10 protein-coding genes are annotated in these 14,169 nt (G+C 74.1%); 3 read left to right on the forward strand and 7 right to left on the reverse strand.

All coding sequences use genetic code 11. The features are described 5' to 3' along the window. Nucleotides 1-135 precede the first annotated feature (135 nt). Both sigJ and OG871_RS34405 read left to right on the forward strand, forming a co-directional pair. On the forward strand, nucleotides 136-1,017 hold the full coding sequence (gene sigJ, locus OG871_RS34400; protein WP_371502194.1) for an RNA polymerase sigma factor SigJ: 882 nt from the start codon (nucleotides 136-138) through the stop codon (nucleotides 1,015-1,017). A gap of 84 nt (nucleotides 1,018-1,101) precedes the next feature. Beyond that, a complete protein-coding gene (locus OG871_RS34405; protein ID WP_371502195.1) occupies nucleotides 1,102-2,445 on the forward strand; it encodes an NAD(P)/FAD-dependent oxidoreductase in 1,344 nt (447 codons plus the stop codon). A 69-nt stretch (nucleotides 2,446-2,514) separates the two neighbouring features. Here OG871_RS34405 and OG871_RS34410 read toward each other — a convergent pair whose 3' ends face one another. The 3 genes from OG871_RS34410 to OG871_RS34420 all read right to left on the reverse strand — a co-directional run bounded on the left by OG871_RS34410 (nucleotide 2,515) and on the right by OG871_RS34420 (nucleotide 7,995). After that, nucleotides 2,515-4,362 (reverse strand): M1 family aminopeptidase, encoded by a 1,848-nt coding sequence (locus OG871_RS34410; protein WP_371502196.1) that lies wholly within the window; start codon nucleotides 4,360-4,362, stop codon nucleotides 2,515-2,517. Between the two features lie 294 nt (nucleotides 4,363-4,656). Beyond that, nucleotides 4,657-5,169: a DUF664 domain-containing protein gene (locus OG871_RS34415; protein ID WP_371502197.1), complete on the reverse strand. Its 513-nt coding sequence runs from the start codon at nucleotides 5,167-5,169 to the stop codon at nucleotides 4,657-4,659. Between the two features lie 69 nt (nucleotides 5,170-5,238). Then, on the reverse strand, nucleotides 5,239-7,995 hold the full coding sequence (locus OG871_RS34420) for a SpoIIE family protein phosphatase (protein WP_371502198.1): 2,757 nt from the start codon (nucleotides 7,993-7,995) through the stop codon (nucleotides 5,239-5,241). Between the two features lie 164 nt (nucleotides 7,996-8,159). Here OG871_RS34420 and OG871_RS34425 point away from each other — a divergent pair, with 164 nt between their 5' ends. Continuing rightward, entirely contained in the window at nucleotides 8,160-8,480 is a 321-nt protein-coding gene (locus tag OG871_RS34425; protein WP_371502199.1) for a hypothetical protein, read from the forward strand. A gap of 79 nt (nucleotides 8,481-8,559) precedes the next feature. On the opposite strand, the gene OG871_RS34430 is transcribed toward OG871_RS34425, so the two are convergent. The 4 genes from OG871_RS34430 to OG871_RS34445 all read right to left on the reverse strand — a co-directional run bounded on the left by OG871_RS34430 (nucleotide 8,560) and on the right by OG871_RS34445 (nucleotide 13,991). Next, complete coding sequence (locus OG871_RS34430; RefSeq protein ID WP_371502200.1) at nucleotides 8,560-10,713, reverse strand: SpoIIE family protein phosphatase; 2,154 nt, start codon at nucleotides 10,711-10,713, stop codon at nucleotides 8,560-8,562. A gap of 234 nt (nucleotides 10,714-10,947) precedes the next feature. Continuing rightward, the gene (locus OG871_RS34435) at nucleotides 10,948-11,145 is read right to left on the reverse strand and encodes a hypothetical protein (protein WP_371502201.1); all 198 of its coding nucleotides are present in this window, start codon (nucleotides 11,143-11,145) and stop codon (nucleotides 10,948-10,950) included. 123 nt (nucleotides 11,146-11,268) lie between these two features. After that, nucleotides 11,269-12,582 (reverse strand): ABC transporter substrate-binding protein, encoded by a 1,314-nt coding sequence (locus OG871_RS34440; protein WP_371502202.1) that lies wholly within the window; start codon nucleotides 12,580-12,582, stop codon nucleotides 11,269-11,271. Next, complete coding sequence (locus OG871_RS34445) at nucleotides 12,579-13,991, reverse strand: hypothetical protein (protein WP_371502203.1); 1,413 nt, start codon at nucleotides 13,989-13,991, stop codon at nucleotides 12,579-12,581. The genes OG871_RS34440 and OG871_RS34445 overlap by 4 nt, the downstream gene beginning before the upstream one ends. Nucleotides 13,992-14,169: the final 178 nt, after the last annotated feature.

The following is a 14,169-nucleotide window of genomic DNA, read 5'->3' on the forward strand; positions in this document are numbered from 1 at the left end:
AACGACGCCGCGCTTCTTGAGGCACGTGCGGGAACGGTTTTCGGCCGCTTCCGGGCCGGGTGACCCCGCCGCTGTCACATCGCGGGGCTCCCGAACGTCTCAGTGGTGACGGAACACGACGAGGGGAACAGGGCAATGGACGAGCACGACTGGCTGGCCGAGCGGTTCGAGGCGAACCGGGGCCACCTGCGCGCGGTGGCCTACCGGATGCTCGGCTCGCTGAGCGAGGCGGACGACGCCGTGCAGGAGGCGTGGTTGCGGCTCAGCCGGTCCGACAGCGACGGCATCGAGAACCTCGCCGGCTGGCTGACCAGGGTGGTGTCCCGGGTCTGCCTGGACGTGCTGCGCTCGCGCACCGCACGGCGCGAGGACCTCCAGGGCGTCCACGTCCCCGAGCCGATCGTGAGCGGAGTGGACGGGGTCGACCCCGAACACGAGGCACTGCTGGCCGACTCGATCGGCCTGGCCCTCCTGGTGGTGCTGGAGTCGCTCGCCCCCGCCGAGCGCCTCGCCTTCGTCCTGCACGACATGTTCGCCGTGCCGTTCGAGGAGATCGCCCCCATCGTGGACCGGACGCCGGCCGCGACCCGCCAGCTCGCCAGCCGGGCCCGCCGCCGGGTGCAGGGCGCCGAGCGGGTGCCCGACGACCTCGGCCGCCAGCGGGCGGTGGTCGACGCCTTCCTCGCGGCCTCGCGCGGCGGCGACTTCGACGCGCTGGTCGCCCTGCTCGACCCGGACGTCGTGCTGCGCGCCGACCGCGGCGCCCTGGCCGTCGGCGGGTCCAAGGTGGTGCGCGGCGCCCGGGCCGTCGCCGGGCAGGCGGCCGCGTTCTCCCGGTACGCGCGGTTCTCCCGGCTCGCCCTGGTCAACGGCGCGGCCGGGCTGGTCACGGCGCCGGACGGCAAGCCGCTCTCGGTGATGGGCTTCACGGTCGTGCGCGGCCTGATCGTCGAGATCGACATCCTCGCCGACCCCGAGCGCCTCGCCCGGCTCGACCTCACCACACTGGCGGGCTGACCTCGGCCGACCTGCCCTGACGGCCACTCAACCCTGCCCGCGGACCGCTCACGGGGGGTTGCCGCGATCCTCTAGGCTCCTCCCATGGCGTCTTCGGGGAGTGCGAACACGGGCAGGTACGGCACGGCGGTCGTGATCGGCGGCGGCCTGGCCGGATGCCTCGCGGCGTGGGCGCTGCGCGGCAAGGCCAGGCGCATCGTCGTGGTCGAGCGCGACCGCTACCCGCAGCAGCCGGGCTTCCGGCCGGGCACCCCGCAGGGCCACCACGCCCACCTGCTGCTGGAGGGCGGCCGCCGGGCGCTGGAGGACCTGCTCCCCGGCATCGGTGCCGAGCTCGACGCCAGGGAGGCCCGGCTCGTGGACGTCCCCCGGGGGATGAGCTGGCTCAGCTCCGCCGGCTGGATGCCGCGCTTCCACTCCGGTCTGGCGTTCCTGTCCTGCACCCGCCCGGTGCTCGACCACACCGTGCTGGAGCGGGTCCGCACCGAGCCCTCGATCGAGTTCCTGGAGGGCACCGCGGTCCTCGGCGTGCTCGGTGACGACGAGGGCCTGACCGGCGTACGGGTCCGGACCAAGGGCGCCGACGGCGGTACCGAGACCGAGATCCACGCCGAGCTGGTCGTCGACGCCTCCGGCCGGTCCTCCGCCATGCCGGACTGGCTGGCCGAGGCGGGCTTCGCCCGGGCTCCCGAGGAACGCGTCGACCCGGGCGTCGCGTACGCCAGCAGGCTCTACCACCGCCCCGCCGACGCGGACCCGGACATGCCCGCCGTCTACCTGCAGACCAAGGCCCCCGACCAGCCGCGGTTCGGGGTGCTGCTCCCGGTGGAGGGCGACCGCTGGCTGGTCACCGTCGGCGGCATGCGCGGCGCCGAACCCGCCCCCGGGGAGGCCGGGTTCGCCGCCGGGCTGGAACAGCTGCGCGACCCGCTGCTGCGCGACCTGGTCGCCGGCGCGGAACCGGCCGGCGAGGTCCGGGGGTTCCGGCCCGGCCCGGGTGTGCGTCGGCACTACGAGCGCCGTTCCCCGGACGGCCTGGTGGTCGTCGGGGACGCCGCCTGCACCTTCAACCCCGTCTACGGGCAGGGCATCTCCACCGCCGTCCTCGGCGCCCGCGCCCTGCGCGACGCCGTCCGGGCGCACGGCATCGGCCGGGCCGGCGCCCAGGAGGCCCGCCGGGGCATCGCGGCCGCGGCGGCCGACGCCTGGCTGATGTCCAGCAGCGAGGACGTCCGCTTCCCGACCACCACCGGCGGCCCGGCCGGCGCAGCCGTCCGGATCCAGCACCGCTACCTCGACCGGGTGATCGCCCGCGCCGCCGTCGACGAGAGCGTCTGCCTGGCCTTCGTCGCGGTGATGGGCCTGACCCGGCCGCCGACGACGCTGTTCCACCCGAAGGTGCTCTGGCCGGTGCTGCGCGGGGCCTGACCCCCGCTCGCGGCTGACGCCGTCCTGCCGTGCCCGCCGCGGACGAGCGGCGGGCACGGCGTCGGCGGGTCAGCCCTCGATGCGGTGCTGGGTCCAGAACGAGGTCAGGTCGGTGCCGGTGGCGGCCTGGGCTGCGGCCTTGAACTCGGCCGTGGTCGAGACGCCGTACCAGTGGGCCTGGGCGTAGTCGTGGAGCAGCTTGGTCATCGCGGTGTCACCGATCAGGCGCCGGAGGTCGTGCAGCGCGCACTTGCCGTAGGTGTAGACGACGGTGGAGTAGCGGGAGGAGTGCGCGTCCCAGTACGCCATCGAGTTGGTGATCTTCTCGGCGGAGGAGGACCAGGAGACGTTGTTCCAGCAGTTGCCGCCGGTGATGCCGAGGGCCAGGTCGGTGGCGTAGTCGGTGAACGACTCGTCCAGCCAGGGGCTGGTGTACTCGTCGTCGCCGACGATGCCGTAGAACCACTGGTGGCCGAGCTCGTGGGTGAGTGCGGTGGTGCTGACCAGGTCCAGGACGAATCCCGGGTACTCCATCCCGCCGAACCAGAAGTTGTTGTCCAGCACGGCGTCGACCTCCGTGTACGGGTAGGCGCCGAAGCGCCCGGCGTGCGCGTCGATGGCCGAGATCGAGGTGTTCAGCATCGACTGGGCGTTGGCGGAGCTGATCCCGCTCACCGAGTAGACGTTGACCTTCACCCCGGCCGGGGAGGTGCCGGAGATCCTGGTGAACGGCCCGGCGCCCCAGGCGAAGTCGCGGACCCTGCTCGCCGTCGCCTTGGTGACCGTGCGTCCCGAGCCGCCGGGGGTGTCCACCGAGGTGCCGGTGGCGGGCACGAGCAGGCTCGTCGGGTGGTCCAGCGTCACGGCGAAGTCGGCGGCCAGCGAGTAGAACGACTCGCCGTTGTTGGTGTAGGGGTCGAGGTGCCAGCCGGCGCCGTCCCGGACGGCGAGCAGCGGCAGGGCGTTGCCGATGAAGTTGAACGCCCCGTCATGGCCGAACCGGTCGGCGCCGCTCGGCACGCTGATGCCCAGGTCGAAGCCGATCGAGCCGCTCTGGCCCTGGGCCAGCGGCGCGGGCAGGGTGAGCTTGAGGGCGGTGCAGTTCACCGACAGCGCCGCCGCGGTGCCGCCGGTCACGTTGGTCACCGTGATGGGCGTGCTCGGGCAGCTGCCGTGGTAGTTGTCCCACAGCCGCAGGTAGACCTCGTTCAGCGCGGTGGGCGAGGCGTTGGTGAAGCTCACGCTCTCGTGCCCGGTCCAGGTGCCGCCCGCGGCGTCGCTGGTCAGGCTGACGGTGTAGGCGGGGGCGGCCGGCGTGCGGGTCGCGTCCGTGGTCGGCGGGTCGGGCGGGGTGGTGCCGCCCCCGGAGACGTCCAGGGCCAGGTCGTCCAGGACGAAACTGGTCTTCAGGCTGCTGTCCTCGACCCCGCTGAAGGCGAGGGCGACGGACTGGCCGGCGAAGGAGGAGACGTCGAAGGACTTCTGGACGTAGCCCGTCCTGGCGTCCAGGTTGGAGTACGTCGCGAGGGTGGTGCCGCCGATCTTGGCGGTCAGCTTGTCGTAGGCGGTCGAGGTGGTCGTCTCGGCGGTGTCGACGTGCAGCCAGAACGTCAGGGTGGCCTTGGAGCAGCCGGCCGGCAGGGTCACGGTCTGCGAGAGGCTGTCGGTGTGGGCCGAGCCGTACCCGTCCAGCCAGGCGAAGGAGGTGCCGGAGTGGGCGCTCTGGCCACCCCCGCCGGTGATCACGCCGCTCGACGAGGTCCAGGGTGAACTGCCGGACTCGAAGCCGCCGTTGGCGACGACCTGGGCAGCGGTGCAGTCCGCGGCGGCGGCGTTGTGGGGTGTCGCCAGGGTGGCCGCGCCGGCGGCCGCGACGAGCACGGCACCGGTGACGAGGGATATGAGCCTGCTTCTCATCGGGTCCTCTCCGGGGGTGTGGGGGTACGCCCGTCCCCGCCGGAGGCTGATGGTCCGTCGCCTTTCGGCCCGGACGGAGCATCAGGAAGCGTGGCAGCAAAGTGTCGTCATTGAAAGGGGCATGCCAGGTAAGGGGGCAGCCTTTGCCGAGCTTTGACCCGGGTCCGGACGTGTCCGTGCGCGACGGTGTCGTGCCACATCCGCCGCGCCGCGACCGCGGGTGGCTCCACCGGGTCCGGCGTCTCCCGCCGCAGGTGCTCGTACCTGCGGCGATCAGGGCTTGTCGCAGCAGCCTCAGCGCCGCCGCCGCACCATCCCGTGCACGAACGCGGCCTGCCCGGCATGCTGCAGGTCGTCCGAGACCACGCTCACCAGCCGGACGCCCAGGGTCACGGGCGGGTCCCAGCCCTCGTCCACCACCCGGTTCAGCGCCGTGCTGCCCAGGCCCGCCAGATAGCCGACGGTGTTCGCGTGCACCGCGTCGTGGTAGCCGGTGAGCAGCTTCGGGGAGCCGACCCGGACGGCCGCCACCTGCTCGCGGGAGTGCCCGTACCCGGTGGAGGTCGCCGGGAACGGCAGGTCGAAGCGGTCGGCCCAGCCCGCGGCGGTCCAGATCTGCTCGGTGCCGGCCGCGTCGGCGAGGTGGTCGTCCTGGATCCGGGTCAGGTGCCAGACCAGCCAGGCGACCGAGTTGGCGTCCGGATCGATCCGCACGGCCAGCTCCTCGGCGGTCAGGCCCGCGACGGCCTCGTGCACGGTCTCCCGGATCCGGTCGAACGCGTCGACCAGGATGTCCGCGCTCCTCATGCCCGACTCCTCGGCTGCTGCGGCGACAGGACCCTTCCAGTGTGCGCGCGCGTCCTGCGGACGGCAGGGTCACGGCAGGTGCTGCTCCGCCCAGATGACCTTGCCCTCCGCCGTGTACCGGGTGCCCCAGCGCTCGGCGAACTGGGCGACCAGGAACAGCCCTCGCCCGCCCTCGTCGGTGCTCGCCGCGTACTTCAGGTGCGGCGAGGTGCTGCTGCCGTCGGACACCTCGCAGATCAGGGTGCGCTCATGGATCAGCCGGACCCGGATCGGGGTCAGGCCGTAGCGGATCGCGTTGGTGATCAGCTCGCTCAGGATCAGTTCGGTGGTGAAGGAGAGCTCGTCCAGCCCCCACTCGTCGAGTCGGCGGGTCACCCCGGCGCGGATCTCACGGACCGCGGCCGGGTCCGCGGGCACCTCCCACTCGGCCACCCGGTCGGGCGGCAGGGCGTGGGTCCGGGCGACCAGCAGGGCGATGTCGTCGGTGGGGCGGTCGGGCAGCAGCGTGGCCAGCACGTCCGCGCAGGTCTGCTCCGGCGTGCGGTCGGTGCCGGCGAGCGCGGTGCGCAGCCGCTCCAGGCCGACGTCGATGTCCCGGTCGCGGTCCTCGACCAGCCCGTCGGTGTAGAGCACCAGCTTGCTGCCCTCGGCCAGGTCCAGTTCGGCGGTCTCGAAGGGCAGGCCGACCAGGCCGAGCGGCGGTCCGGCCGGGACCTCGGGGAAGTACACGGTGCCGTCCGGGCGGACGACGGCGGGCAGCAGGTGGCCGGCCCGGGCCACGGTGCAGCGCAGCGACACCGGGTCGTAGATCGCGTACAGGCAGGTGGCGCCGGTGATCGGTGCCTCCTCGCCGCTGGCCTGTTCCTGGTCGATCCGGTTCACCAGGTCGTCCATCAGACCGAGCAGCTCGTCGGGCGGCAGGTCGAGCGACGAGAAGTTGTGCACCGCCGTCCGCAGCCGGCCCATGGTGGCGGCCGCGTGCACGCCGTGGCCGACCACGTCGCCGACGACCAGGGCGACCCGGGTGCCGGGCAGCGGGATCACGTCGAACCAGTCGCCGCCGACCCCGGCCTGCGCGGGCAGGTAGCGGTGCGCCACGTCGAGCGCGTCCTGTTCGGGCAGGCCGCCGGGCAGCAGACTGTGCTGCAGGGTGACGGCCATGGCGTGCTCGCGGGTGAACCGGCGGGCGTTGTCGATGCAGACGGCCGCGCGGGCCACCAGCTCCTCGCCGAGCCAGACGTCGTCCTCGTCGAACGGCGCGGGCCGCTCGGAGCGCCAGAAGGTGGCGACGCCCAGCACGACGCCACGGGCCCGCAGCGGTACCGCCAGCGACGCGTGGACGCCCTGCCCGCGGACCTGCCCGACCCGCTGGGCGTCGTGGTCCATCCAGGCCGACAGGGCCTCCGTCAGGTCGGACTCGGCCACCGGACGGCCGCTCTCCATGCTGCGGGCGCGCGGCGTGCCGGGGATCATGGGGACGTCCTCGCCCACCGGGTAGAACGGGGGGTCGGCGTGGATGCCGCTCAGTCCGGACCGGCGCAGCTTGGCGGCGTGGCCGGGCTCCTCGCCGCGCAGGACGGGCTCGGCGAGGTCGACCGTGACGTAGTCGGCGAAGCCCGGAACGGCGGCCTCGGCCAGCTCCTGCGCGGTGCGGACCACGTCCAGCGTGGTGCCGATCGCGATGCCCGCGTCGTAGAGCAGCTTGAGCCGGCGACGGGCCAGGTCGGCCTTGCCGGACAGGGCCTGCAGCTCGGTCGAGTCGCGCAGGGTGGCCACCAGGCCGGGCGGGCCGCCGTGGCGGTCGGTGGGGCGGGTGTTGACGGCCAGCAGGAGGTCACCGGAGGCCAGCAGCTCGTCGGTCACCGGCCGCCCGGAGTCGAGCAGCTCGACCACCTGGCGGTCCAGACCGAGTTCGCCGATGTGCCGCCCCTCGGCGTCCGGCGGCAGCCCGAGCAGGCGGCCGGCCTCGTCGTTGGCGAGCAGCAGCCGGCCCTCCCCGTCCATGATCAGGACGCCCTCGCGGACCGAGTGCAGCACCGCGTCGTGGTGCTCGTACATCCTGGTCATCGCGGTCGGGCCGAGCCCGCGGGTCTGCCGTCTGAGTCTTCGGCTGACCAGGGCGGCGCCCCCGGTGGCCAGGACCAGGGCGGCCGCCGCGCTGCCCAGCAGGACCGGCAGCTGCTGCTGCGCGGTGTCGGCGACCCGGCTGGTCCTGATACCAGCCGAGACCATCCCGACCACCGTGCCGTCACGGTCGGTGACCGGGACGACGGCCTGCACCAGGTGGCCGATGGTGCCGTCGACCTCCTCGGTGATCGACTGCCCGGCGAGCGCGGGCGCGGTGGTGCCGACGAACTTCTTGCCGATCCGGTCGGGCATCGGGTGGGTGTAGCGGATGCTGTTGGTGTCCAGCACCACGATGAAGTCGACCCCGGCCTTCATCCGGGCCGCCTCGGCGCTCGGCTGCAGGATCGCCGTCGGGTCGGGCGACTTCAGCGCGGCGACGATGCCGGGGGAGTTGGCGTAGGTCTCGGCCACCGCGAGCGAGCGGTTGCGAGCCTCGGTCGCGGTGTCGTGGCGGGCCTGCAGTACGGTCTCCACCCCGACGGCGAGCACCAGCAGCAGGACGATGACGACCTGCAGGACGAAGACCTGCCCGGCGACACTGCGCGTGCCGAGCGAGGACCAGCGGCGCCGCTTCGGCCGCGGCTGCCCGTGCCGGCCGTGTCGGCGCTCCGGTTCGGGGCGCTCACGCCGGTCCTGCGGGCGCCGACCGGTGGATTCGGGGGCCGACGGAGCCCGGGACCGACCCGGAATTCGGGCCATATGCCCATGTGTACCCCTCCTGGTCCCCGGAGGCCAAGAGGTCGGGCTCCCGGACCGGGCCCGTGCCGCTTCGGACGGGGTCGGTCCGACGACGGATTGTCAGTGCCGGAACCTAGAATGAGACCTGTCAGCGAGTGCTCCACCAACGCACTGGGAGGTCGCCGATGTCCGTCGCCGCGCTCACGCAGCAGGCCCCGAGGAACCGCACGTCGAAGTCCGTTTCACGTCCCGTCCGCCGCACCCGCCACGCGGGTCCGCCGGCCGTCCGGCCGCTGCCGGCCGGGCTGCCGCGCGCCTGGTACGTCGAGCACAACCGCCGTCTGAAGGCCATGCGCCTGGCGGTCGTCCTGCTCGACTCCGGTGTCTACGGCCCGCAGCAGGCGACCAACCGGCGGATCCGTTCGCTGGCCGTCCGGCTGGGGATCCACAAGCCGTCCGCCGCCACCTGCCGGATGGTCAGGTCCTTCCTGCACCAGGAGCACTGAGCCGGGTCCGCCCCGGCGGCCGCCGCGCACTGCGGCGGCCGCCGGGGCGGACGCCCGGGACGGCGGCGCCGAGAGCGTGTCAGCCGGGCCGGACGGCGGGTGGCCGGTGGCCGTCCCGGGGCAGCGAGAACTCGCACCAGACGCTCTTGCCGGTGCCGCGCGGCTCGACGCCCCAGGCCGCCGACAGGGCGTCGACCAGCAGCAGGCCGCGGCCCGAGGTGGCCGTCTCGCCCGGCGCCCGGCGGTGCGGCAGCTCGCTGGAGTGGTCCTGGATCTCCAGCCGGATCCGGCGCACCGGCCGGGTCAGCAGCTCGACGGTGAGCTTGGCGCCACCGTCGGTGTGCACCAGCGCGTTGGTGAGCAGTTCGTCGGCGGCGAGCTCGATGTCGGGGATCAGCCCGGCCGCTCCCCAGGCGGCGAGCGACCGGCGCAGCATCGTCCGCGTCTCCACCAGGCCCTCCGGGTCCGCCTGGTGGACGTGCTGGACCATCTGCCGTTCGGCGTGTGCCCCGGGTACGGCGGCGCGGCGCAGCAGGAGCAGCGCCATGTCGTCGTCCTGGGCCGTTCCGGCGAGCAGTTCGGTGCACAGGTGGTCGGCCAGTTTCTCCAGGTCGGGCGGCCCGGAGTGGACGGCCGCGGCGAGTGCTTCGAGCCCTTCGGAGATGTCCTGCCCGCGGTGTTCGACCAGCCCGTCGGTACACATCAGCAGGGTGTCGGAGGGGTTGAGGTCGAGCCGGGTCTCCGGGTACTGGTCGCGGCCCAGCACGGTGGCCACGCCGAGCGGCAGTCCGCCGCGCACCGCGGGCCAGCTGGCGCGGCCGCTGCTGTGCCGGATCAGCGGTTCGAGGTGGCCGGCCCGGACCAGCCGCAGGGAGCCGGTCTCCAGGTCGGCCTCGACGTAGATGCAGGTGGCGGACCGCTCGGTGTCCAGGTCGGCGAGGAAGCGCGAGACCCGGGCCACCACCGTCGCCGGGGTGTGCCCCTCGGCGGCGTACGCCCGCAGTGCGATCCGCAGCTGGCCCATGATGGCGGCGGCGTGGCTGTCGTGGCCCTCGACGTCGCCGACCACCACGGCGATCCGGCGGCGCGGCAGGGGCACCACGTCGTACCAGTCGCCGCCGACCTCCCGCCCGGTCCGGCCGGCCCGGTAGCGGGCGGCGACCGTACCGCCGCCGATCTTCGGCAGCCGCCGCGGCAGCATGGTGTTCTGCAGGGTGGTGGCGAACTCCCGCTCCTGGTCGAAGAGCATCGCGCGCTGCAGGGACTGGGCGACGGCGCTGCCCAGGGCGATGCAGATGTTGCGGTCCTCGGTGCTGAACCGGCGGCGGTCCCCGTAGTACAGCCCGAGCGCGCCGATCGACCGGGCCTGGGCCGCCAGCGGCAGGAAGGCGGCGGCCCGGATCCCCATCTGCTCCACGTACGGCAGCAGCCTGGGGTAGCGGGTGATCAGCTCCTCCTCGTTGCCGATGAACTGCGGCCGGCGGCTGCGCGCGGCCTCGGCGAGGCCGAGGCGGTCCTCCAGCCGGGTCACCGAGAGGTCGTCCAGGGCCCTCAGCTCGGCGGAGGGCTGCCGGGTGACGGCGACCAGGCGCAGGATGTCGCCGTCCACCAGGCCGAGCGCCAGCCCGTCGGCGCCGAACCGGCGCAGGCCCTCGCTGTCGGTCAGCACATTGGTGACGTCCCGGACGGTCAGGGCCCGGGCGAGCGCCTCGGTGGTGTTGCGGACGGAGTCGGTCTGGCGGCGGCGGTCCGCCGCGAGGGTGCGCATGGCGGCGGCGTGGGCCAGCTCCTCCTCGGCGTCCCGGACGATGCCGACGACCCGGTACGGGCGGGCCTGCGGGTCGCGCAGGATGCGGCCCTGGGTGTGGGCCCAGCACAGGGTGCCGTCCCGCCGGATCAGCCGGAAGTACGCGGCGAAGGTGAGCTCGCCCTCGCGCATCGCGCGGGCGACCGCCTCGTTCAGGCGGGCGCTGTCCTCGGCGGGCACCCGGGCGGCCAGCGAGGAGGGCCGGCCGTCGAACTCGTCCGGGCCGAGGTCGAACAGTCTGAGGCCGATCTCGTCCAGGTGGTAGCGGCCGGTTTCGAGATCCCAGTCGAAGCTGCCCATGCCGTTCAGCGCGAGCCGGTCGTTGGCGGCGGTCGGCGTCCCCTCGGCCGGTTCGGTCGGGGCGGGTGCGGAGAGAGTGGTCCGGGGGTCGTAGCGGCCCCGGGATGCTGCGGTACGTTCCGCCATGGCGGCTCCCCGGGGATGGTGACGCGGGCCCCGGACCGGTGGGGTGGTTCCGTGGCCGTTCGCCACGCCGCGCGGCCGGTCCTGATCACTGGGAAAAGCCCGGCCAGTCTATCCAGCGGGCCGGGGCGGCGCATGGCTGTCCCGTCGGGGTGTCGGCGGCCGGACGTGGGCGGGCTCCGCCGCCGGCCCGGTGAGGGAGCGGAGCCCGCGCGGTCGCGGAGTGTCGGCGGCGGGCTACCGCGTGCGGCGCCAGCCCCAGTAACCGGGCTGGGAGTCGGGCCGGTCGTCGGGCCGGCTGTCGGCCGGGGCGTCGGCCCGGCAGCAGGCCCGGGGACAGTCGAACGCGCTCGCCGCGTCCGGGTCCTGCTCGGGGTCGGTGACGAAGGTGGTGCTGGTGGAGATCCGCCGGTGGCCGGCCTGCTGTTCGTCCACGGATGGTCCCGTCCTCGGGTCGGAAGCTGCCCCTGCTGGCAGGGGCTGACACTACCTACTGTAGCCGAACGTGTACATGCCGGAATGTCGCCCGCCGTCCGCCGGTACCGCCGGGACCGGCGTTCAGCCGTGCACGGTGGCCTGGACGCGGTCCAGGTCGGCCAGCAGGGCGTCCAGCCGGGACGGGTCGTCGACATAGGCGAGGACGGCACGGTAGAAGGCGCTCTGCATCTGCTCCGGCATCAGGTCGGACGCGTCGAACCGCACCGCCTTGGCGTCGAGCAGCGTCCGGGCCAGCCGGCGGGACAGACCGTCCGGATAGGCCTCCATCGGCACCTTGCGGTTCGGGCTCAGCACCCCGCCCCGGGAGACCCAGATCGCCTGGGCGTCGGCCGAGGTGAGATAGCCGATCAGCTTCCGCGCCGCCGGGGAGTCGTGGAACATGGCGAGCAGGTCCCCGGCCACCTCCACATCGCCGCCGTAGGCCGGGTCCACCGCGGGGAAGCGGACGAAGTCGAAGTCCTCGCCGGCCTTCGGCTCCGGACGGTACTGCCGGTAGTAGCCGGAGATGAACGACCCGGCGTGCTCGAAGTAGCACTGCGGGTTGTGCGCCAGCAGCGAGCCGCCGTTGTCGCCGAAGCCGGTGTTCAGTGCGCCGCCCCGGCCGCCGCGCAGCACGCCGCCGGACGCCGTCAGCTCGCCCCAGGTCTGCCAGGCGAGCCGGATCCGCGGCGAACTCCAGGCGATCTCGCCCGCCGTCCAGTGGTCGTAGACCTCCGGGCCGGACTGGGTCAGCACGATGTCCTCCAGCCAGTCCGTACCCGGCCAGCCGGACGCGGACCCGGACTCCAGGCCGACGCACCACGGCGCGGTGCCGGCGGCGGCCACCTCCCGGTTCAGCGCCACCATCCGGTCCCAGCTCTCCGGCGGCTTCCAGCCCTTGTCGCCGAGGGATCTCGGGGAGTACCAGACCAGGCTCTTCAGCGAGGCCTTGACCACCACCGCGTAGTTCGTGCCGCCCACGGCGCCCAGCCTGGTCCAGCCCACGTCGTAACCGTCCTGCCGGGCCTCCCCGGCGGGCGCGCCGGGCGGGTCCAGCAGGCCGTCGAGGTTCACCAGGCGACCGGCCCGGGCGTACTTCGCCAGCTTCCCGGGGCCGCTGAGCACCGCCAGGTCCGGCGGGGTCCCGTCGCCGACCCGGTCCGCCAGCACGGAGTCCGACTCCCGGGAGCCCTGGTAGTCCACGGTGATGCCGGACTCCCGCTCGAACGGCGCGACGACCTCCCGGAAGGCGTCCGCCTCCGCGCCCGTCCAGGGGCCCAGCACGTGCACGACCTCGCGGGACGCACCCAGCGAGCAGGCCGTCAGGCCCGAGGCCGCGACCATCAGCAGCGCCAGGGCGCCCCCGGCCCAGGCCGGCCGGCGACGGGCGGTCACCGGGCCACCGCCCGGTACTCGTCGATGCGGGGCCACAGGCCGAGCCCGCACAGCAGCGCGACCGCCGCACACAGGAGCGGCACGGCGAGGCCCAGTCCGCGGTCCGAGCGCGAGTCCGCGACGGCGTCGGCGAGCTGCCGGCGTCCGAGGTCGGTGACCTCCGCGAGGTCGGTGTCGAGCGCCGCGATCGCCCCGCCGAGCTCGGTGCGCGCCGGTCCCGCCGCGCTCGGGCCGAGGCCCGGCCGGTCGACCGCCACCCCCAGCTGCAGCGTGTCGTGAGCGGCGACGAACGCCCGGTAGTCCTGGAGCGTACGCAACGCGGCCTCCCTCCTCGTGGCACCGGTGGTGCCCGGCTTCCCGTCGACGGCGAGCTCCGGCCGCAGCAGATCGGCGAGCGTCCCCCCGAACTCCGGCGGCCGCAGCTTCGCCTCGTCGACCAGCTTCGCGGTGATCTCGCGGTCGGTGAGCATGCCGGAGTACCGGTAGAACCCGGCCGCCAGCTTCCCCGCCCGCTCGCCGCGGACGACCGCCGCCGTGTCGCTGCCGGCCGCGGCCGCCGTCACGGTCCGGACCTTCCAGGCGGCGACCAGCCGCGGCACCACCCGGTCCCCGGCGGTCGCGGAGGCGTCGTCGACGCCGACGGTGCCGACCGCCGACCAGCCGGCCAGTGCGGTCAGCAGGACGGACGCGGCCAGCAGGCACGGGTTCACCCGGCGGTGGAAGTGCCGGCGCAGGAACCGCTGGGTACGGACCAGCACCACCAGCCCCACCAGGGCCGGGGCGAGCACCGCGAACAGCAGCCCGGGAGCCGTCCACACGCTCCGCCGGTGCTGCGCCAGCCGGTCCAGCTCGGCCGCCTGGAGCTGCCCGATCCGGGCCAGGATCCCGTCGTCGGGCTTGTGCATCAACCCGGAGGCGTACCCCAGGTACGCGCCGCCGAGACCGCCGTCGCCCTCGGCGGCGTGGGCCTGCTCGACCAGGCCGGTGTACTCCACCAGCAGCCCCGCGACGGCCTGCAGCTGCGCACTGCCGGCCGCGCCGGTCGGGTCGTGCTCGGCGACCCGGGCGAGCGCCTGGTGCGCCGACTTGAGGTCGTCCTGGTACTGCTGCCCGGGGCCGGTCAGGCGGACCGAACCCGAGGCGAAGCTCGCCGCGGCCACCCGGTCCGCGTCGGCCAGGTAGTACGCGGCCTGCCCGCTGTCGACGATCGAGGGGACGGTCCGGCTCCCGGCCTCCGTCACCACGCCGTGGGCACCGGAGAGCGTCAGGCTCAGCGCCCCCCAGGTCGTGGCCGTGCACAGGGCCAGCACGGCGGCCACGCGGCGCAGCCGGGTCGGGGTATCGGACGGGCGGGCGGGCCCGCGTGTCAGTGTGCCCAGCGTGGTTCGTCTGCCGGTGGTGACCGCCATCCTCGGTTCCGCCCCCGCTCGCCGTACGGATGAGACATTCACCGTAGCTAACGAGCAGTCAGTTGACTGCGATATCGGCAAATACGACGGATCGCCATCCGGTTCGCTCGGCTCTGCGGGCCCGGTTCGGCAGGTTCGGTTCGGCGGGCCCGGTTCGGCGGGCCCGGTGTCGGGGCGG

The organism is Kitasatospora sp. NBC_00374, from assembly GCF_041434935.1.
GTDB lineage: Bacteria > Actinomycetota > Actinomycetes > Streptomycetales > Streptomycetaceae > Kitasatospora.

Excerpts from the sequence above, each read along its gene's own strand:
- sigJ (WP_371502194.1), top strand. The coding sequence starts at position 136 with ATGGACGAGCACGACTGGCTGGCCGAGCGGTTCGAGGCGAACCGGGGC.
- OG871_RS34405 (WP_371502195.1), top strand. The coding sequence starts at position 1,102 with ATGGCGTCTTCGGGGAGTGCGAACACGGGCAGGTACGGCACGGCGGTC.
- OG871_RS34410 (WP_371502196.1), bottom strand. The coding sequence starts at position 4,362 with ATGAGAAGCAGGCTCATATCCCTCGTCACCGGTGCCGTGCTCGTCGCG.
- OG871_RS34415 (WP_371502197.1), bottom strand. The coding sequence starts at position 5,169 with ATGAGGAGCGCGGACATCCTGGTCGACGCGTTCGACCGGATCCGGGAG.
- OG871_RS34420 (WP_371502198.1), bottom strand. The coding sequence starts at position 7,995 with ATGGCCCGAATTCCGGGTCGGTCCCGGGCTCCGTCGGCCCCCGAATCC.
- OG871_RS34425 (WP_371502199.1), top strand. The coding sequence starts at position 8,160 with ATGTCCGTCGCCGCGCTCACGCAGCAGGCCCCGAGGAACCGCACGTCG.
- OG871_RS34430 (WP_371502200.1), bottom strand. The coding sequence starts at position 10,713 with ATGGCGGAACGTACCGCAGCATCCCGGGGCCGCTACGACCCCCGGACC.
- OG871_RS34445 (WP_371502203.1), bottom strand. The coding sequence starts at position 13,991 with ATGGCGGTCACCACCGGCAGACGAACCACGCTGGGCACACTGACACGC.